Here is a 20,141-nt window from a genome sequence, read left to right on the forward strand (position 1 = left end):
CTGCTCGTCAGAAGAGTTTGTTCAACGTGATGAGTACCGGTTCGACAATCGCTTTTCCGTTGCTGGCAGCGAGTGCGGCATTGATTGTCGTCATGTTCTGGTCGTACGTGACTTTGTCTGTACTCAGCTGACTGAGCAAAGAAGTGGCCACTGCGAGGGAGTCGGCGTTTTCAAAAGCCTTGGACGACTCATGACAGGCCGTGCTCGCCTCTGTCACCGGCAGGCGACCGGACGCAAGATTCAGCAATACAGCCACATCCAGTTGCTGCCCGTTGTCGCTTTTAAGTTGTGTGTCGCTGGCGTAGCCGACATCGGCGGTTTGCGCGCTGGCATGAAACAGCTCATGGATCAGGTCGTCTGCCACCACGTCATGGTTGAAACCCAGACTGACAAAATGTTTATTCAGGTTTTTTGTGTAGATTTCAACAAATGCTATTCCAGACGCGTCGCTGGAACTCGCCTTCTTCCAGCGCTTGTAACTGTCGACATCGAAGGATGCAAGCACGGCAGTATCCTTGAGTGCATCGAGAGCGATATTACTCAGTGAAAAACCGGCAAAGTCGAAGCGAACCAGACGCAGATATTTCACCAGACGATCATTGGCAACCGCCGATGTGTCGCCGAATAATGTCTTCATCACCAGATCACGATCGCGCTTGAAGTCATGTCTGGTGAATGTATCGATGGCGTTATCGATTTTCGCTCGAGCCCGAGGCAGACTTTTTTCGATGAAGTTACGCGTATAACCGACCGGCAATGTCTTGGGTGAGTACGACAACTGCAAGGGCGCTTGATAAGCAAATCCGTCCAGTGGTTTACCCCACAGATTGCCGCGACGGTTCAACGCATACCATTTGTTGTTATCACGTGCGGCCAAAACGGCAGTCGCCTGGCCGACAGTAGCACGCGGTTTCCAGTTACCCAGCCCCATATGCGCGTTATTGGTGACGTCGGTCAACGCATAGGATTGACGGCGGCCGCTGAGCCTATGCAACTGCGTGTTGGCCTTGGCAATGATCTCATGGGTATTCTTGTTGAATCTCAGCAGGCCCTTGTGCACCAGTTTCCCACCTGCTTGCAGACCCGAGGGCACACCATCAAGCGGGTTGAAAAGGGAAATGGCTGAGGTGAACGCCAACTTGGTGAATTGCGCGGCTTTCGACGTCCTGGAGATAGCCTTGGCCGAAATGCTCAACGCTTTGGTGCTGGCACCCACTACGGTTCCAACCAGACCGATACCATCCATTAAACAGCCATAAACCCCGTCTACAACCTTGTCATGCTCACCGGATGCAATGTCCTCGATGCATCTCTTGAACGGCACGACCAAGTCGATGAAGTACGTCAGCAATCGATCCCCCTCCAATATGGAGAGTTCCAAGTCCGTTGGTATGCGAACCAACTCACTGAGTTCTTGTGCATTGAAGAACGGTCGATGTCTGAAAACGAATCCGGCGAGGTCCTCGACATTCGGATCGTTGAAGGTTTGATAAAAACCGTGCTTTGGAGCATAAGATTGTCGCGGTTTTGGCTGCGTTCCCAGTTTATCGAGGATTGCCATGCTGGAGGTAATCGAAGTATTTTCAGCCGTCGCATGGGTATAGCGCTTCACATCGAGTGGCAGGCTTTGCGTAGCAGTGACCTCCTGTTGATCTTTCACATCGCCGTGGAAAAACAACCTTTCGGAATCTTGCAACTTCCGCTCTCGAGTGATGAAAGCACCCAAGGCGTCGTTTTTCCGAATTTCTCCGCGCGAAGTGAATAGTTCATAGCAGAGGAGCGTGTTTTCGCGCATCGCACACATGACAACGCCAAAACGTCCCGTTGCAGCATCTCTGCTCTGTTGTGTTTCTCTTGGGAAATCATACGTAAATGGGCCTCCGGCACGATACGTACGGGTATAAACAGCGGATTCACGCACCGTGAAAAAGTGTACGTTTGTATTTAAAAAGACTTGCAGATCAGCCTCCGGCATCTGCGCTATGGCAAGTTTGACGGTGGACAACATGGCATTGTTCAGATCATCAAGATGTAGCTCCAACTGACGATCCAGTTCTTCGTCACAGGATTTAAGTTGCAGCAGTTTCGGGTAGCGCGTGTAGAGGCTGACACCAGACGGGTTGTAATTGATCGCCGGCCGGGGCACCCCGTTTGTTACCAGGCGTACTGTGCGCCTGTCCCACTTAGCCGTGACCAAATCGCCCGATTGATGCAGATCGACCATGGACATGACCTGCTGCCCTCCCTTCTCGGAGAGTGCCTTTTCGTCCAGCGTATCGCAGCCCGGTGCTGCTACTTTAAGTGCCTTACGGGCAATGTTCGCCCTGCTGGGTAACGGCGTGGAAAAAGTTCGAGCAATGTGTGCAAACATCTCAGCGTGCTTTTCGAATTCATCAAGCGCACGTCGTGTGCTGGCCTCCTCAGCCTGAGCAAGTTCAGTGCTTGTGACAATCTGGTTGAGCAGCGCCCAATCGACGATCGGGTCGATCATCGCCAGATCTTTTAGATGCTTCTGCGCTTCACTGACCGGCTCCAGTTCGGCATAAGTCATGATCTGCGCATAGTTCAGCACTCGAGATGAGCCAGCCTTCACCGCCTCTACGAGCACGACGCCCCGACAAAAATTGACCCATGCAATTGAGCCCATGGTCACAGATGTGGGAATTTCCGGTACCAGGAACTCCGGTGCCGTCCGTGACAGTAGTAAATGCGCTACCAAGGGGGTCAACTGAGGATCTACCCAGTGTTTGGCGCGCAGATGCGCTGTCAGTTCTTCAAGAACAACTGAAGGGTGCCTGTCAACGTGGGTTGACGCATTCAGATCAAAGCCCTCAACCATCTTACGCTGACGGATGTGACCAATTGACGGATCCAGATTGAGTAACATGGCTGTCATCAATAACTGCGCGAGAGTGTTTTCAGACGCAACCTGCCCCTCTTTTATACCGAACCAGCCCAGTTCATCCAGGTATTTCCTGGCGAGAATCTGAGGAACAGGCTCGTTCACAAATGCGGACACTATCCGGGCAGCACTTTCATGCGATACAGCGGGCTGTCCTGTGACGTTGTGCAAAGCAACCAGCAGTTTTCTTGCTGGCATAAGTTTTGTAGTCGCTTTACGAATTTCCGAAAACTGCTCTTCCCCTAATCCAACCAACGTAGGGTCATCCGTCTGAAAATGGTCCCAGTAATTTCCGGGCTCACTCACTTGAGGATCAAAGTTGAACAAGGCCAGCAGATTCCTGACGTCGGCCTTGTTTTTCGGCAGATTTATCTCATGGAAGGTAAACCACTGATCGAGTGTAATATCCAGATCAGGCCATACATATCCACCCGTTGCCCTGGCTATGTCAGCAATCATGTCTAGTGCAGAGTGTAGTTCTTCATAAACATAAAGAGAGCTGATAGAAACCAGGTCTACCCAACCGTCAACGGCACGGGCTTCAAATGCCCCATCAGATGTGACGCGTATCAGACCGTTATGGTTGTACGCTCCTGCGCGAAAAACTCCTTTTTTATAGCGCCATGTTCGAGCATCTGTTTAAACAAAAGCCTGCCGGGATTATAAATTTCGTGAAGTGACGACCCCTCCTGCAACTCCACCTCATGCGCGTACCAATCGATCACCTGATCGTCAGAGTATTCAGTTAATGCATTTTCCAGTTCTGCCAGAACCTTAAGGCGCTCGACGGCATCTGCGTCAGACCTGCGCTGCCATTCGGCAAGAATAATCGGTGACGACCGGAAGGCTTTATTTCTCGTCGCAAAACTCATCGCAGAACCTCATCAAGTTAATTTTGCTGAACACTTCAGCTCGATGACGTTCTACTTTCCCTGATTAAACACGTCTATTTAAAAAATATTAAACAGTATTGCCACCGCCATAACTACAACCAACTAAAACACTCAATCAATCCATCAAACCCCACTCTCCAACTGAGGAATCCTGGGGACCCTTACTATCTCCAACCAACTTCAAGCGCAACTTCAGATTATTCACCGAATCGGCATTTTTCAACGCTTCATCTTCAGTAATTACACCCTCCATCACCAATGCGAACAAGGCTGCATCAAATGTCTGCATTCCCAGCAGCGTGGATTTTTCCATTATCGGTTTAAGCTCGTCGAACTCAGACCGTCGTATCAGATCGACGACGGTCGGCGTACCCAACAATACCTCCACGGCAGCCCTTCGTTTGCCATCAACCGTCTGCACAAGTCTCTGCGAGATACATGCTTTCAAGTTGTTGCCCAGCGCATGCAGCAACGGCGGCCGGCGCTCTTCGGGAAACATATTGATAATGCGATCGAGCGCCTGATGGGCGTTGTTGGCATGCAGGGTCGACAGCACGAGGTGCCCGGTTTCGGCGAACGCCAGGGCGTGCTCCATGGTTTCGCGGTCGCGGATCTCGCCGATCAGCACCACGTCCGGCGCCTGACGCAGGGTGTTCTTCAATGCGGCGTGGAAGCTTCGGGTGTCGACGCCGACTTCACGCTGGTTGATGATCGAGCGCTGGTGCCGATGGATGTACTCGACCGGGTCTTCAATGGTGATGATATGGCCGCTGCTGTGGCGATTGCGATGGTCGATCAGCGCCGCCAGCGAGGTAGACTTGCCGGAATCGGTGGCACCGACGAACAGAATCAGGCCCTGCTTGAGCATCACGCTTTCGAGCAGCACCGGCGGCAGCCTGAGGTCATCGAAACGCGGGATATCGAGCTTGACGTTGCGGATCACGATCGATACATCGTTGCGTTGTTTGAAGATGTTCACCCGGAAGCGCCCGATACCGGTACGCGAGATCGCCAGGTTCATTTCCAGATCCCGGTCGAACTCCTTGTGCTGCTCGGCGTCCATCAGAAACGCGGCGATGGCCGCCACCTCACCGGGCTTGAACGCCCGCTCGCTCAACGGCGTCAGCACGCCGTCGAAACGGGCGCTGGGTGGCGCCCCCGTCGATAGAAACAGATCCGAGCCGTGCTGACTGGCCAGACGAATTAACAGCGCGTCGATTTCCATGGCAAAAAGCACCTGCAAGGCATTCAATTGGCAAACATGGCTCACTGTCGTGACACAACGAGCTTTTAAGCGTCTATCGTCCTGCAAGCATAGTAGACGCCGCCCCACCGACTTACGCCCAGGATACAAGTGATGAACGCTGCACCCACCAACGACGATGCCACGGCACTGATTGCCCGCACAGACTGGAGCAACAGCCCGCTCGGTGAGGCCGGTACCTGGCCGCAGAGCCTGCGTACGGCGGTGGACATCGTGCTTCACTCGCCGATGCCAATGCTGCTGTTGTGGGGGCCGCACCTGACGCAGATCTATAACAATGGCTTTGCGATGCTCGCCGGCAGCAAGCATCCGCACGCTTTCGGACAGCCGGCGCACCTGATATGGCCAGAACTTCGCGACTTCACTGACCCGATTTACAGCGCCGTCCTACAAGGCCAAGTGCGCACCTACAGCGAACGGCGCTTTACCCTGCAACGTGATGGGAAAGAATCCGACTTCTGGCTGGACCTGACCTACAGCCCGATCCGCGACGAAACCGCGCAAGTGGCTGGCATTCTGGTCACGGCCATCGAAACCAACGAACGGCGACGCATCGCGCTGGAGCTGCAACAACGCTCCGATGAAAGCCTCAGGGTTCAGCGCGAAACCGAAGAGCGCCTGCAATTGGCACTGGCGGCCACCGACGCCGTCGGCACCTGGGATTGGGACATCGGCGAAGACCGTTTCATCGCTGACGCGCATTTTGCCCAGTTGCATGGCATCGATCCGGCGCAGGCTGGCCAGTTGCCGATCAGCGATTATTTACAGGCTGTGCATCCTGAAGACCGAGCGCTGATCGCACGCAGCATCAAGCACTGCATCACCCATGGCACGGAATACGCCGAGGAATATCGCCTGCTGCAAACCGATGGCGAGATACGCTGGGTGTTTGCCCGCGGGCGTTGTTACAAGGACCACCATGGCCGGCCGGTACGCTTTCTCGGCGCGGCACTCGACCTGACCGAGCGCAAACATACTGAACAGGCATTGCGCCAAAGCCAGACGGAATTGCAGCTGATCATCAACGCCATGCCGATCCTCATCAGTTACGTCGACCATGAGGAGCGTTTCCGTCTGAACAACGCGGCATACCTGGAGTGGTATGGGCTGACGCCGCAGGAACTCTATGGCCGCACGATTCGCGAAGTGATCGGTGAAGAGGCCTACTTTCTGCGCTCGCCGTTTATCGAAGAGGCACTGGCCGGTCGCCCCTGCTCGTTCAGCCTGTCCACACCACACCGCGATGGCAGCAACCGCCACGCACTGATGAATTACCTGCCGCGCCACGGCGCCGACGGTGCGGTCAATGGTTTCTACATTTTTGTGATCGATGAAAGCGAACGCAGAAAAACCGAAGAAGCGCTGCGCAATCTCAATGAAACCCTTGAGGAACGCGTCACCGCGCGCACCGAGCAATTGGCGCAGGCCAATCAGCGCCTGCAGAACGAGATGTTCGAACGCGAGCGCGCCGAAGACGCCCTGCGCCATGCGCAGAAAATGGAGGCGGTCGGCCAGCTCACCGGCGGCATCGCCCATGACTTCAACAACATGCTCACCGGGATCATCGGCAGTCTTGACCTGATGCAGCGCTACATCGCCAACGGTCGCGCCAGCGAAATCGGTCGCTTTACTGAAGCAGCCGTGGCCTCGGCCAATCGCGCGGCAGCGCTGACCCATCGTCTGCTGGCGTTTTCCCGACGTCAGTCGCTGGACCGCAAACAGCTCAACGTCAACGAACTCATTCATTCGCTGGAAGACCTGATCCGCCGCACCAAAGGCGATCCGATCGACCTCAGACTGCGCCTGGCCGATGACCTGTGGCCGGTCAGCACCGACGTCAGTCAACTGGAAAACGCTCTGCTCAATCTGGTGATCAACGCCCGCGACGCCATGCCTGAGGGTGGCGAGTTACTGATCGAAACCGCCAACGTCTACCTCGACGGCAGTGACATCACGACGCTGGAACCGGTCAAGGCCGGCGATTACCTGATGCTCGCGGTCAGCGACAACGGCACGGGCATGACGCCGTCCGTCAAGGCCAAGGCGTTCGATCCATTTTTCACCACCAAACCCATCGGCCAGGGCACCGGCCTGGGTCTGTCGATGATCTATGGATTTGCCCAGCAATCGGGTGGCCATGTAAGCCTCGACAGTCTGCCGGGGCAAGGCACCAGCGTGCGCCTGTACTTGCCACGTTTGTATGGCATCGAAGCTGAACGCCCGACTGTTGTAGCCATTGAGCAGACGTCGTCGACTGCAACGGGTGAAACCGTGTTGGTGGTCGAGGACGATCCGGCGGTGCGCATGCTGGTGCTCGACCTGCTCAAGGAGCTGGGCTATCAGGGTCACGAAGCTGAAGACGCCAAGACCGCCCTGCCGTTACTGGAATCCGGGCTACGGGTCGACCTGCTGGTAACGGATGTTGGCTTGCCGGGCATGAATGGCCGGCAACTGGCGGAAATCGCCCGCCAGCATCGCCCGGGTCTGAAGGTGTTGTTCATGACCGGTTACGCGCAGAAAGCCGCTGAGCGCCAGGGTTTTCTCGAGGATGGCATGGACATGGTCGCGAAACCGTTTTCGATTGAACTGCTGGCCAGCAAGATCCGTACGATGATCAGCCAAAACCCGTGACTTGAGGCATAATCGCGCGCCCCGCCGTCACCCCGTTATCAGGTACCGCAAGATGAAAGCCCAAGCCCGCCACATTCTGGTGAAAACCGCCGAAGAGGCCGAACAACTCAAACAGCGCATCGCCAAGGGTGAAGCCTTTGATGTGTTGGCCAAGAAATTTTCAACCTGCCCGTCCGGCAAGCGCGGCGGTGATCTGGGTGAAGTGCGGCCGGGGCAAATGGTCGGAGCGATTGATGCGGTGATCTTCAAGAAACCACTGCGCACGGTGCATGGGCCGATCAAGAGCAAGTTTGGTTATCACCTGGTGCAGGTGTTTTACCGGGATTGACTTGACTCACTTCCCTGTAGGAGCTGCCGAAGGCTGCGATCTTTTGATCTTGCTGTTTAAAAGATCAAAAGATCGCAGCCTTCGGCAACTCCTACAGGGGTTGTGGTTCAAGGGTGGGGAATCAGAGCGCCGGGAACCTGAATCACCTGGCTGGCCAAAAGATGCCCCGCCTCGGCCGCTTCACCGGGACTCGCGCCCAGCAAGCGACTCGCCAGATACGCCGCGCTAAACGAATCCCCCGCCGCCGTGGTATCCACTACCTTCTCGACTCTCTGCGCCGGCACTTCAAAAGCCTCGCCATCACAACGAATCAAGCACGCCTCGGCGCCCCGTTTCAATACCACTTCCGGCGTGCCGATTTGCGCATACGCGGCGAACACCGCCTCGCAATCGGAAAACTGAAACAGCGCCTGCTCGTCATCCACCGTCAGCAATGCCAGATCAACGTGCGGCAAGACGCTGCGATAGGCCGCCCGCGCCTCCTCCAGCGATGCCCACAGGCGCGGCCGATAGTTGTTGTCGAAGACGATGCGCGCATTGCGCTTGCGCGCTTCGATCAAGGTCTGGATCAGCTTTTCCCGACCTGTGACGCCCAGCACCGCAAGGGTGATGCCGCTGAAATACAGCACGTCGTAATCCGGCAATGCCGCCAGAATCGGTTCGGCCGCCGGGGTGGTGAAACAATCACGCACCGCGGCTTCGTTGCGCCAATAGAGAAAGCGCCGTTCGCCAGCGGCATCGGTCTGAATGCAGTACAGGCCCGGCAAGCGCCCGGGCAGGCGTTGCACTTGTTGCAGGCCAATGCCTTCGGCAGCCCAGTTTGCGCACATGGCGTCGCTGAAACTGTCGTCGCCCAACGCGGTGACGTAGTCGACTTGCGCTCTGTCGCCCAAGGCGCGGGACAGGTACACGGCGGTATTGAGGGTATCGCCGCCGAAGCTTTGTTGCAGGCTGCCGTCGGCGCGTTGCTGGAGTTCGATCATGCATTCGCCGATCAGGGCGATGCGCGGGGTGTTGGGGCCCAATGGGCTCAGGCTGGTCATCTTGTGGTGTCTCTGCTGATTCGATGGTGTCTGGTCTGGCCTCATCGCTGGCAAGCCAGCTCCCACGTTTTTTTGGTGTACACAACATTTGTGAACGCCCGAAGAACCTGTGGGAGCTGGCTTGCCAGCGATGGCCATTACACGATTTCGAGACTTAGAAACAGGTTTCCATGCTTTCGATCACCGACAACTGCTCGTCCACCAGCAATCCCACACGCCACTTGTCGAACGTCAGGCACGGGTGCGAAGTCCCGAAGGAAATGATGTCGCCTACGCGCAACTCAATCCCCGGCGCCACGGTCATGAACGCGTGCTGGTCCATCACCGCCGTGACCTTGCATGCGCCGACATCCTCGCCGACTGCCGGCACGGCTCCAGCCTTGTAACGCAGCAACGGCACCGGCAACCCGGCGTCGTACGCCACGTCGCGCTTGCCGAGGGCGATCACGGCAAACCCCGGTTCCGGCAGCGACTGCACGTGCGCCCAGACTTCCAGCGCCGGGCGCAAACCTTCGTGCAGATCGCTGCGGCGATCGAGCACGCAGCATTGCGCGTCTTTGTAGATGCCATGGTCGTGCGCCACATAGCTGCCGGGACGCAGCACGCTGAGGAAACGTCCGCCGGCATTCTGTGCCTCGAACGATTCGGCGATCAGGTCGTACCAGGCCGAGCCCGAGGCGGTGATGATCGGTTTGGCGATGGCAAACGCGCCGCTGTCCTGCAGTTGCACCGCCAGGCGCACCAGCGACGCGGCGAATTCACGAATGCCGCTGACGGCGTGATCGCCGTGAATCACACCCTCGTAACCTTCAATGCCAGTCAGGGCCAGCGCCGGTTGCGCGTTGATCGCTTTGGCCAGCGCAATGACCTCCTGCTCACTGCGGCAACCGCAACGGCCGCCGACCACGCCGTATTCGATCATCACATTGAGTTTTACCCCGCGCGAAGCGAAGTAGGCCCCGAGATCGGCGACATTGTCCGGGTGATCGACCATGCAATAAAAGTCGAACGACGGGTCGGCCAGCAGATCGGCGATCAACGCCATGTTCGGCGTGCCGACCAACTGGTTGGCCATCAGTACCCGACGTACGCCGTGCGCATAGGCCGCGCGCGTCTGCGTGGCGCTGGCAAGGGTGATGCCCCACGCGCCGGCGTCGAGCTGACGCTTGAACAGGGCTGGCGTCATGCTGGTTTTGCCATGGGGCGCGAGTTCCGCGCCGCTGTCGCTGACAAATGTCTGCATCCAGCGAATGTTGTGCTCCAGCGCCTCGCGATGCAGCACCAGCGCCGGCAGGCTGACGTCACGCACCAGTTGCGCGCCGATGGCTGCATTGCCCTTTTCCACAGCAGTATTGATGGCAGTCGTCATGCTCGAATTCCTCACAGTCGCGGCCGCAGGCAGCCGCTTTTATTCGTTGATTCGCCGGGCGAGGCTGTTGGCACTCTCGATCAGTACCCGGCGATAGTCGTGATAATTGTTCTTCGCATCAGCCCGTGGGGCGACGATGCACAAAGTGCAAATGGCCACGCCGTTGCGGTCTTTGACCGGGGCGGCGAAGCAATGGGTGAAGGTGTCGGCGACACTGTCGAAGGAGAAGAACCCATCGATCCCGGCCTGACGGATTTCACCGAGAAACGTCTCCAGCGGCAGGCGTTCACCACCGGGCAAAATGAAGTCGTCGGTGTCGATCAGATCGACAATCTGCTGATCGCTCAAATGCGCGAGCAACAGCCGACCGGAAGCCGTCCACGGGATCGGTGCGTTCTCGCCGATATCGGAAGAAATACGGAAATGCCGTTCGCCCTCCTTCATCAACGCCACGGTGTATTTGCGCCCGTTGAGCAAGCACATCTGCGCAGTCTCGCGGGTCTGGCTGACGATCTCCTGCAAGGCGTGATCGGCCTCGCGACTGAGGTCGAAATGGCGCAGATGCGCCTGGCCGAGGAAGTACAACTGACGGCCGAGATAGACGTGACCGTCCTTGCCTACCGGCTCCAGAATCCGCCGTTCCACGAGGGACGCGACCAGTTCGTAGACCGTGGATTTCGGGCTGCCGATGCCGTTGGCGATATCGTTCGGACGCAGCGGCTGGCCGATTTCCTTGAGGAAATCGAGGATATCGAACGCCCGGTCCAGACCGCGAGCCCGGCGTTTGATGGTGTCTTCGGTCATGTCAGTGGATTCCCATTCAAAGTCGCCGGGAGTTTACCGAGAGTATTGCGTCGGTTGGTAGGCCGCTTTCGCGAGCAGGCTCGCTCCCACAGGGGATTGCCTTTCAAATGTGGGAGCGAGCCTGCTCGCGAAGAAGCCAGCACAGATTTCAAGTCTTTTTCTTGTAGGCGATGCAGTCGATCTCGACCTTGCAATCAACCATCATGCTCGCCTGCACACAGGCGCGCGCCGGGGCGTGCTCCGGTTTGAAGTACTCACCGAAGACCTTATTGAAACTGCTGAAATCCCGTGGGTCGTCCAGCCACACGCCTGCACGAACGACATCTTCCAGGCCATAACCGGCTTCTTCGAGAATCGCGATCAGGTTCTTCATGGTCTGGTGGGTCTGCTCGACGATACCGCCAACGATAATCTCGCCATTCACCGCCGGCACCTGGCCGGAAACGTGTAGCCAGCCATCCGCTTCAACAGCGCGAGCGAATGGACGTGGCTGGCCACCAGCGGCGGTGCTGCCGGTGCCGTAACGGGTAATGCTCATGGGTACTTCTCCTGATTACAAAACGAAAGGCTAAAACCGCGTGCTCTTGAGAAACTCAGCCAGCCGCGGTGATTGCGGGCGCTCGAACAAGTCCTTGGGAGGCCCCTGCTCTTCGATCCGCCCTTGATTCATGAAAACAATTTTGTCCGAAACCTCGAAGGCAAAACGCATCTCGTGGGTCACCAGCAACATGGTCATGCCGTCCTCGGCCAGGCCCTTGATCACGTTGAGCACTTCGCCAACCAGTTCCGGGTCAAGGGCCGAGGTGACTTCGTCGAACAGCATCAGGCTCGGGTTCATCGCGATGGCCCGGGCAATCGCCACGCGCTGTTGCTGACCGCCGGACAACTGACCGGGAAAGTGATTTCGCCGCTCCAGCAAACCGACCCGCTCCAGCCATTTTTCGGCGAGCACCACAGCCTCGTCCTTGTGCATTTTCTTGACCTTGAGCAGGCCAAGGGTGACGTTCTGCAACGCCGTCAGATGCGGGAACAGGTTGAACTGCTGGAACGCCATGCCGGTCATCGCACGATGGCGAGCGATGATTTTTTCCGCGTGGCGCACGCGTTTGCCGTTGACCTCGTCATAACCGATGGATTCGCCGTCGAGCAGAATCTGCCCGCCCTGGAATTCTTCGAGCATGTTCACGCAGCGCAATAGCGTGGTCTTGCCCGAGCCGCTGGAGCCGATCAGCGTCACGACGTTGCCGCGCTGCATGCTCAGATCGACACCCTTGAGCACTTCGACCGCACCGTATTGCTTGTGCAGGCCACGGATGTCCAGCAATGGCTGGGCGTTTGGAGCGTTGGAAACTTGAGCGTCAGTCATGGCAAGGCCACCCGCTTTTCAATGTGCCGGCCGAGTAACTCGATGCCGTAGTTGATGACGAAGAACAGAAAACCGGCGAACAGATAGAACTGCAACGTCATGAAGTTGCGGGCGATGATCTGTTGGGTACTGAGCAGCAATTCAGCGACGCCGATCACCGAAAGCAGGGTCGAAGCCTTGACGATTTCGGTGGACGAGTTGACCCAGGTCGGCAGGATCTGCCGGAGTGCCTGAGGCAACAGCACGTAGCCGAGCGATTGATAAAACGTCAGGCCGATGGCCTTGCCGGCTTCCATTTGCCCACGAGGCAAGGCTTGCAAGGCACCGCGCACAATCTCGGCGACATGGGAGCCGCAGAACAGCGTCAAGCCCAAAGCACCGGCCTGAAACGCGCTGATCTGCCAACCGAGTGCCGGCGCCATATAGAAGCAGGCCAGCACCAGTACAAACACTGGCGTGCCGCGAATGATGTCGACGTAAAAACGGAACGGCGCGCGCATCCAGAACTTGCCGTAGGTGAGTACCAGACCGGTCACCACGCCGAGCACCGTGCCGAGCAAAATCGCCAGCGCCGAGACTTGCACACTGGTCAAAAAGCCCTGCCAAAGCGGCTCGCGTGCTACCCATAATTCATGCAACCAACTGGGAGATTCGTACATCACAGCCTCCTATCGGCGGATCGCCAGACGCTGCTCGAGGTAACGCAGCAGCATGGCAATGAGGTAACAGGCCGCGACATACAACGCCGTGGTCACCAGCCAGGTTTCGATCACCCGGTAGCTCTCGACGTTGATCTTGCGCGCGTAATAGGTCAGCTCCGGCACCGCAATCGCAGCGGCCAGCGAAGTGTCCTTGAACAGTGAGATGAAGTTGTTCGACAGCGCCGGCAAAACGTTGCGCAACATCACCGGCACGGTGACGTAGGCCTTGACCTGCCATTCGCCCAAGCCGATGGCCAGCCCCGCTTCGCGCTGGCCTTTGGGAATGCTCAGCAAACCACCACGGAACACTTCGGTCAGGTAAGCCCCGGCATACAGCGACAACGTGATGATGAACGAGGGAATCTTGTCCAGCCGGATCCCCAGGCTCGGCAACGCAAAGTAGATCAACAGAATCAACACCAGAATCGGCGTGTTACGAATCACCGTGACGTACACCGAAGCCAGCACCCGCAAGGCGCGATGCTTTGAAAGCAAAGCGAACGCCATCAGCAGGCCGATCACGCAGCCGATGGCGATCGACACCAACGCCAGTTCAAGACCCAGACCGAGCCCCGCCAGCAAGGTGTCAAAATCGCGCCATACGGCAGCAAAGTTCAACTGATAGTTCATGGTCAGCAGTACCTTGAGCGGGGCGACATGGATCGCCCCACTCTCACGGGATCATTTGAATTCGACAGGGAAACCGATCGCTGGCGATGGCAAGTCAACGCCAAACCACTGTTTGAACGACGCCGCGTAAGTCGGGAATTCAACGCCCGTCATCGCCTCATGCAACGCTGTGTTGACGAAATTCAGCCAGTCCTGATCGCCACGTTTCACCGCACAGGCGTAGGTTTGCGGGCTCCACGCATAGGTCGGGCTGCGGTAGCGGCCAGGGTTCTGCACCATCAGGTATTTGACCGAGGACTGGTCGGTAGCAGCGGCGTCGGCGCGGCCGGAGTTCACTGCCTGATACATCAGGTCGACGCTGTCGTACTGGTCGACTTTGGCTTTGGGCAGTGCCTGGTGCACCAGCTCTTCGGCGTAGACGTTTTGCAGCACCGCCACGGTGACGCTGTCGCCGGCGGCTTGCAGGTCTTCGATTTCCTTGTACTTGCTGTTGTTCGGCAGCAGCAGGCCAACACCTTCGCGGTAGTACGGCAGGGTGAACGCAACTTGCTGTGCACGGCTGGCAGTGACGGTGATGAACTGGCAGCTCATGTCGACCTTGTCGGTGAGCAGGTTGGGAATTCGCGCGTCAGACGACTGCACCACGAACTCGACCTTGGTCGGGTCGTTGAACAGACCTTTGGCGACGATCCGCGCGATGTCGATATCAAAGCCCTGCAACTTGCCATCCGCGCCCTGGAAGTGCCACGGCGCATTGGTGCTGCCGGTGCCCACGATCAATTTGCCACGGGCCAGCACACTGTCGAGCTTGCTGTCGGCGGCCTGGGCCATACCCATGACAGCGGAAGAAGCCGCAAGAACAAAAACACACGCTTTGAACAAAGAAGGACGGCGATGCATGGCAAGCACTCCAGGATTTGTGTTTATTCCGCTATACCGGAACACGGTTTGTTACTACGGAATAGACAGCAGAAAGTGTGCCACAGGATCCGCAAGGGATCTGCAAGGAATTGAAATGTTTTTTGAATCAAGGGGATGAAAAAAAGGATCAATGACGTTGTTACGGCTTTTAGCAAGAGACCCCGCTACCGTTGGCTACACACGCCGGGTATTCGCGCCACATTTCGGAGCAACTGACACAAAACAACGCACAGTGCACCTGTCAACTCTGACAGTAGGCGCGCAACTCAGACTCGCTTAACTTGAGTACATTCGCAGCCGGATCTGAAAAGGGAGATTTCCATGAGCGTGAATGCAGCTCTCTCCGAATTGGCGCCCACTTACCGCAAAGCCCTGAAAACCTGGCGCCCGGTAATCCTTTATTTCGCCAATGACCACTGCTCCGCGTGCGAATGGGCAGGGCCGATTTTCCGCGAGATAGCCGAGCCTTACCGGCATCGCGCCAACATCTACATGCTCAACACCAGCGCGTCGCCCCGCCATCCGCAGGTGACCGGCACGCCGACCGTGCTGTTCTACAAGGACGGTAGACTGGTGAAGAAACTCAAGGGGATTGGCACTGAAGAAACCCTGGCGGTGGATTTTGTCCGACACATCGGCAGAACCAAGGCCCCGACGGTGCAGCGAAAGCAACAACATGACCTGAGCTGGCTTCGGCGCACATTGCGCAACCTCTGCACCGTCCCTCGTGCGCGCCGACAACTTTGCTAAGTCTCTAATCCCCTGTAGGAGCTGCCGCAGGCTGCGATCTTTTGACTTTGATTTTTAAAATCAAGATCAAAAGATCGCAGCCTGCGGCAGCTCCTACAGGGGAGTTGTGGGTTAGGCGGTATCGCGGGTCAGCAACACCCGCGTCACTCGCCGTTCTTCAACAGCTTTGACGGTCATTTGCCAGCCTGCATATTCCAGACGATCACCCACCATCGGCAGCCGATCCAGCAAGCTCATCACCAGGCCGGCCAGCGTTTGATAGTCCTCGGTCGGCTCTGCACCAAACCCGGTGCGCTGGCGCACGCGCATCAGGTTCAATGCTCCGCTGACCATGAACCCACCCTGCTCCTCGACCACGTCCGGGCCTTCGACTTCACTGGCGTCGGGCAGCTCGCCGGCAATCGACTCCAGAATGTCGGTCATGGTCAATACGCCGACAAAATCGCCAAACTCATTGACCACAAACGCGATGTGCGTCGATGCCGCACGCATTTGCTCCAGTGCATTGAGGATCGAGTAACTGTCGAGCAGATTGATCGTCTTGCGTGCCAAATGCTCCAGATCCGGCTCTTCGCCCGCCAGATATTCCTTGAGCAACTCCTTCTTGTGCACGAAGCCCAGCGGTTCATCCACCGCACCGTTGCGAATAAGCGGCAGACGCGAATAGGACGAATGCATCAGTTTGGTACGAATGGTCTCGGCATCGTCGGCCAGATCGATGGTGTCGACATCGGCACGCACGGTCATCAGGGCGCGGATCGGGCGCTCTGCCAGTTGTAAGACGCCGCTGATCATCACCCGCTCGCGACGGTCGAACAGTTCCGCACTCGGCGCATCACCATCATCCAGCAGATCGGAAATCTCCTCGCCAACCTCCTCCACCGCCAACTTGCGACCGCCGAGCAAGCGCATCACCGCATGGGCCGTGCGCTCGCGCATCGGCCGCAGGCCCTGCATCGAGCGTTTGCGACGGGCCCGGGCGATCTGGTTGAACACCTCGATCAGGATCGAGAAACCGATGGCCGCATACAGATAACCCTTCGGAATGTGGAAGCCCAGGCCTTCAGCGGTCAGGGCAAAACCGATCATCATCAGGAAGCCCAGACACAGCATGATCACCGTCGGGTGTGCGTTGACAAAGCGCGTCAGCGGCTTGCTCGCAACAATCATCAGACCGATGGAGATGATCACCGCGATCATCATCACCGCCAGTTCATCAACCATGCCCACTGCGGTAATGACCGCGTCCAGCGAGAACACCGCGTCGAGCACCACAATCTGCGCCACGATCGGCCAGAACATGGCATATGCGGTGTTTGTCGAACGCTCGCCAATATGGCCTTCCAGGCGTTCGTGCAATTCCATGGTGGCCTTGAACAGCAGGAACACACCACCGAACAGCATGATCAGATCACGGCCGGAGAAGCTTTTGTCGAATACCTCGAACAATGGCTGCGTGAGCGTGACCAGCCAGGAAATACTCGCCAACAAGCCCAAGCGCATGATCAGCGCCAGGGAAAGGCCAATGATTCGCGCACGGTCGCGCTGATGCGGGGGCAGTTTGTCCGCCAGAATTGCGATGAACACCAGGTTGTCGATGCCCAGCACCAACTCCAGCACGATCAATGTCAACAGGCCTAACCAGGCCGTGGGATCCGCTAACCATTCCATAAACGTCTCGATCTCTATTCAGTAAATTCAGACTGCCAGATACGGCAAAGCACAACGCGCAAGCTCTGTGGCTGCGTTGTCCAAAACAGTCGGGGGTCGAAATACTGGATGTTGCGAGTGCGTCAAGACTGCGCCGTGGCGCCTGGAAACCGGATAACTGGGAGGCTCCGAGAGGGTGTTCATGTAGATCCTGAAGGAAAAATGGCCTTCGAGAATACAGGCTGTAGCGACTTTTCCTACAGCGCGAAATCATTTCAAAATCTGTAACAACCTCGCCATCCTCCCTGTAGGAGCTGCCGCAGGCTGCGATCTTTTGACTTTTTTAGAAGCAAGATCAACAGATCGCAGCCTGCGGCAGCTCCTACAAGGAAGTAAGTGAGTCATTCAGCGGCCGGCAAAGCGTAGGCGGGACAGCTCGCGCAGATCGCCTTCGACGTAGTAATCATTGGTCCAGCTGTCATCCACCGCCAACGGACTGACCTGCTTCAACGCCAGTTTTTTCGCGAAATAACGAAAGCGGTAATGCTCATAAAACCGTAGCAGCTCCAGACCATAACGATCGGCCAGATCGGTATCGCCACGAATGATCAGGTAGTTCTCGTCGTTACCGTTGCTGGCCGAAACGCTGAGGTTGTGACTGCCGCTGATGATGGTCGGGGCGTCCGTGGTGAAGTCGGTGACCACGGCTTTGGTGTGCACCAGCAAATTGCCTTTCTGGCCTTTCATGTTTTCGCGCAACCAGCCTTCCAGACCGGTGTTGAGCAACGCCGTTGCCGCGAATTCGGCCGTGCGGTCGGCGTGGAATCCGGTGATGCTACTGGCCGTGTTTTGCAGGCCGTAACGCAAGATGTCGTCGTGCGGCTGTCCGAGCAAGGCGTTGAGGATCGCCTCGGGCAAGGTAAACGCGGTGACAAACAAGACGTCCTTGCGTGCCGCCTCAATGATCTCGACGAACTCGCGCAAATCACCGCCGCCGGTACGTGGCGAGAACCCGGCAAACAGTGGCTGCGCAGGGTCCATCGGGTTGTGTTCGGTGATCCAGTCGCGGGTCTTGCCGACGTCATCGGGCAGCGCCCAGATCTGCTCGAAGACTTGCAGGTAACTGGCCGCCATCGCCTTCTTGTCCAGTACATGCACGACATTGGCCTGGCGATAAACGCCGTTCGCGGTGAAGTTGGTACTGCCGCACAACACGGCCTGGGGCTGGCGTTGGCCCGCCGCATCGAGTCGACTGAGAACGATGTATTTGTTGTGAAAGATGTTGTGCGTGATGCGCCCGCGCTTGTTCGACGCGGGCAGTTTGGCCAGGCTCGCCTCGTTGAGCGTGGTGTCTTCATCATCGGGCCGGGCGTGGTACAAAACGCGAATCTGCACGCCGCGCTCGAAGGCCGCATTCACGGCGTCGACGATGGCTTGCAACTGATATTCATAAATGGCGATGTCCAGCGCCCATTGCCCATCGACCGCGCGCTCGATAAACCCCAGCAAACGTCCGAGCAAGCCGTTCTCCAGCCATTGTCTCGCGGCATCGGGCCAAGCTTCGATGGGCATGTTTTTGTTGGCGCTGATCTGCGCATCGAGTTCGGGAAATTTGCGCTGGAACGCCTGACTGGCGGCCACGGCGCGGTTGAAGATCACGTTTTGATCGGCCGGATGACCGTCGTCGCTGGTGACGGTCAGTTCGAGGAATTCACCCAGTTGCGGAGCATCCGGCGTGCCATAAGCGAGGTGGACGCGGTAGTGAATCGTCATCCCTGGATTGACCGCGTAATCGGCCCAGCGGAATTTCTGCAGTGGGGCCTTATCGCTGGGCGTGGCGTGAAACTGCGGGAACGTATGGGTTTTACCGGGGAAGGTCAGGCTGTTGAAGAGAAACAGCCACGGCTTGTCGCCTTGCTGTTTTTCGATGGCGAATCCGAGCAGGCCTTTGCGCCGGGGTTCGGCCAGATCCATCGCCAGCAGCACGCCATTGGTGCCTGCGTAGGCTTTGACGCGGAAGTCGTCTTGAGGGTTCTTGACCAGAATACGCATCGCTCACTCCTTGTGATTGGGCTGGAGTGCAGCATAGAGCAGTGATGCAAATTGTGGTCAATAGACCCGAATCCGCGTGGATCCCATCGCGGGCAAGCCCGGCTCCCACAGTTCCCGAGGTGGGCACAATGCCTGGTTCAGCAGAAAAACCTGTGGGAGCGGGCTTGCCCACGATGAGGCCCGGTCAAACGACATCAGGATCAAAGGTCGTCGATGTGCCGATAATCCGCTGCCAATGCCCCCGCCAGATCCCTCGCCCGACCCAGCCGAATCGGCCCGCGCTCGATATCGATCAACAGTCCCGGACAGTCGAGCAGCGGCAAGCCTGACCACGCTTTCAAGCGCCCGTCCGTCACCACCAGCAAACGTTGCTGCTCGGCGGGCAAGCGTTTGCGCCGCGCCGTCAGCCATTGCTGTGCCTGCGCCAGCGCCGCCACTAACGGCGTGCCACCGCCCGCGCCCAAGGCATCGAGCCATGCGCGTAAGCCACTGGAAGCCTTCAGGCCCTGCACCTGCCACTTCGGCGCGGTACCGCTGGCCGTCAACAGCGCCAACCGCGCGCGCTGGCGGTAAGCGTCATCGAACAATTGCGCGAGCAGGCCTTTGGCATCACTCAACGCCTGATGGCGACGCGTGGAGGCCGAGGCATCGACGACCACCAGCCACAGTTCATGCGGGCTGCGCGTACGCCATTGCAACAGCAGGTCCGCGCGGGTTTGCGGGCGGCCATTGAGCAGCGTTCCCGGCCAGTTCACGGTGCCGCTGCGAGCGGCATGGCGTTTGCCTTGGCGGCCGTTATCCAGACGTCCGGCGCGGGGTCTGGCATTCGCCCCCGCA

The 20,141-nt window shown here is 57.7% G+C and carries 17 protein-coding genes; 3 read left to right on the forward strand and 14 right to left on the reverse strand.

The window, feature by feature from the left end; genetic code table 11:
* Nucleotides 1-7 precede the first annotated feature (7 nt).
* The 3 genes from JFT91_RS20075 to JFT91_RS20085 all read right to left on the reverse strand — a co-directional run bounded on the left by JFT91_RS20075 (nucleotide 8) and on the right by JFT91_RS20085 (nucleotide 5,020).
* Complete coding sequence (locus JFT91_RS20075) at nucleotides 8-3,361, reverse strand: hypothetical protein (protein ID WP_201233605.1); 3,354 nt, start codon at nucleotides 3,359-3,361, stop codon at nucleotides 8-10.
* 110 nt (nucleotides 3,362-3,471) lie between these two features.
* Nucleotides 3,472-3,774: a hypothetical protein gene (locus JFT91_RS20080; protein ID WP_201233606.1), complete on the reverse strand. Its 303-nt coding sequence runs from the start codon at nucleotides 3,772-3,774 to the stop codon at nucleotides 3,472-3,474.
* Between the two features lie 136 nt (nucleotides 3,775-3,910).
* Nucleotides 3,911-5,020 (reverse strand): PilT/PilU family type 4a pilus ATPase, encoded by a 1,110-nt coding sequence (locus tag JFT91_RS20085; protein WP_201233607.1) that lies wholly within the window; start codon nucleotides 5,018-5,020, stop codon nucleotides 3,911-3,913.
* Between the two features lie 132 nt (nucleotides 5,021-5,152).
* Here JFT91_RS20085 and JFT91_RS20090 point away from each other — a divergent pair, with 132 nt between their 5' ends.
* Nucleotides 5,153-7,690, forward strand: coding sequence for a PAS domain-containing hybrid sensor histidine kinase/response regulator (locus JFT91_RS20090; RefSeq protein WP_201233608.1), 2,538 nt, complete (start codon nucleotides 5,153-5,155; stop codon nucleotides 7,688-7,690).
* Nucleotides 7,691-7,742: 52 nt separating this feature from the next.
* Nucleotides 7,743-8,018, forward strand: coding sequence for a peptidylprolyl isomerase (locus JFT91_RS20095; protein ID WP_007912322.1), 276 nt, complete (start codon nucleotides 7,743-7,745; stop codon nucleotides 8,016-8,018).
* 107 nt (nucleotides 8,019-8,125) lie between these two features.
* Here JFT91_RS20095 and JFT91_RS20100 read toward each other — a convergent pair whose 3' ends face one another.
* The 8 genes from JFT91_RS20100 to JFT91_RS20135 all read right to left on the reverse strand — a co-directional run bounded on the left by JFT91_RS20100 (nucleotide 8,126) and on the right by JFT91_RS20135 (nucleotide 14,831).
* Nucleotides 8,126-9,061, reverse strand: a complete 936-nt coding sequence (locus JFT91_RS20100) for a sugar kinase (protein WP_201233609.1) — start codon at nucleotides 9,059-9,061, stop codon at nucleotides 8,126-8,128.
* A 154-nt stretch (nucleotides 9,062-9,215) separates the two neighbouring features.
* On the reverse strand, nucleotides 9,216-10,430 hold the full coding sequence (locus tag JFT91_RS20105) for an amino acid deaminase (RefSeq protein WP_201233610.1): 1,215 nt from the start codon (nucleotides 10,428-10,430) through the stop codon (nucleotides 9,216-9,218).
* 39 nt (nucleotides 10,431-10,469) lie between these two features.
* Entirely contained in the window at nucleotides 10,470-11,234 is a 765-nt protein-coding gene (locus JFT91_RS20110; RefSeq protein WP_201226037.1) for an IclR family transcriptional regulator, read from the reverse strand.
* Nucleotides 11,235-11,382: 148 nt separating this feature from the next.
* Complete coding sequence (locus tag JFT91_RS20115; RefSeq protein WP_201233611.1) at nucleotides 11,383-11,772, reverse strand: RidA family protein; 390 nt, start codon at nucleotides 11,770-11,772, stop codon at nucleotides 11,383-11,385.
* 30 nt (nucleotides 11,773-11,802) lie between these two features.
* Complete coding sequence (locus JFT91_RS20120; protein ID WP_201226039.1) at nucleotides 11,803-12,600, reverse strand: amino acid ABC transporter ATP-binding protein; 798 nt, start codon at nucleotides 12,598-12,600, stop codon at nucleotides 11,803-11,805.
* Entirely contained in the window at nucleotides 12,597-13,259 is a 663-nt protein-coding gene (locus JFT91_RS20125) for an amino acid ABC transporter permease (protein WP_201233612.1), read from the reverse strand. The genes JFT91_RS20120 and JFT91_RS20125 overlap by 4 nt, the downstream gene beginning before the upstream one ends.
* A gap of 9 nt (nucleotides 13,260-13,268) precedes the next feature.
* Complete coding sequence (locus JFT91_RS20130; RefSeq protein ID WP_059405928.1) at nucleotides 13,269-13,931, reverse strand: amino acid ABC transporter permease; 663 nt, start codon at nucleotides 13,929-13,931, stop codon at nucleotides 13,269-13,271.
* A gap of 51 nt (nucleotides 13,932-13,982) precedes the next feature.
* Nucleotides 13,983-14,831 carry a transporter substrate-binding protein gene (locus tag JFT91_RS20135; protein WP_201226041.1) on the reverse strand — a complete coding sequence of 283 codons (849 nt, stop codon included), beginning with the start codon at nucleotides 14,829-14,831 and terminating at the stop codon, nucleotides 13,983-13,985.
* 342 nt (nucleotides 14,832-15,173) lie between these two features.
* On the opposite strand from JFT91_RS20135, the gene JFT91_RS20140 reads away from it, so the two are divergent.
* Complete coding sequence (locus JFT91_RS20140; RefSeq protein WP_201233613.1) at nucleotides 15,174-15,602, forward strand: thioredoxin family protein; 429 nt, start codon at nucleotides 15,174-15,176, stop codon at nucleotides 15,600-15,602.
* 111 nt (nucleotides 15,603-15,713) lie between these two features.
* Here JFT91_RS20140 and JFT91_RS20145 read toward each other — a convergent pair whose 3' ends face one another.
* The 3 genes from JFT91_RS20145 to JFT91_RS20155 form a co-directional block, all read right to left on the reverse strand.
* Nucleotides 15,714-17,273 (reverse strand): TerC family protein, encoded by a 1,560-nt coding sequence (locus tag JFT91_RS20145; RefSeq protein WP_201233614.1) that lies wholly within the window; start codon nucleotides 17,271-17,273, stop codon nucleotides 15,714-15,716.
* 384 nt (nucleotides 17,274-17,657) lie between these two features.
* The gene (locus tag JFT91_RS20150; RefSeq protein ID WP_201233615.1) at nucleotides 17,658-19,304 is read right to left on the reverse strand and encodes a phospholipase D-like domain-containing protein; all 1,647 of its coding nucleotides are present in this window, start codon (nucleotides 19,302-19,304) and stop codon (nucleotides 17,658-17,660) included.
* A gap of 200 nt (nucleotides 19,305-19,504) precedes the next feature.
* Nucleotides 19,505-20,107 carry a vWA domain-containing protein gene (locus JFT91_RS20155; protein WP_518524889.1) on the reverse strand — a complete coding sequence of 201 codons (603 nt, stop codon included), beginning with the start codon at nucleotides 20,105-20,107 and terminating at the stop codon, nucleotides 19,505-19,507.
* Nucleotides 20,108-20,141: the final 34 nt, after the last annotated feature.

This window comes from Pseudomonas sp. TH08, assembly GCF_016651275.1.
Taxonomy (GTDB): Bacteria; Pseudomonadota; Gammaproteobacteria; order Pseudomonadales; family Pseudomonadaceae; genus Aquipseudomonas.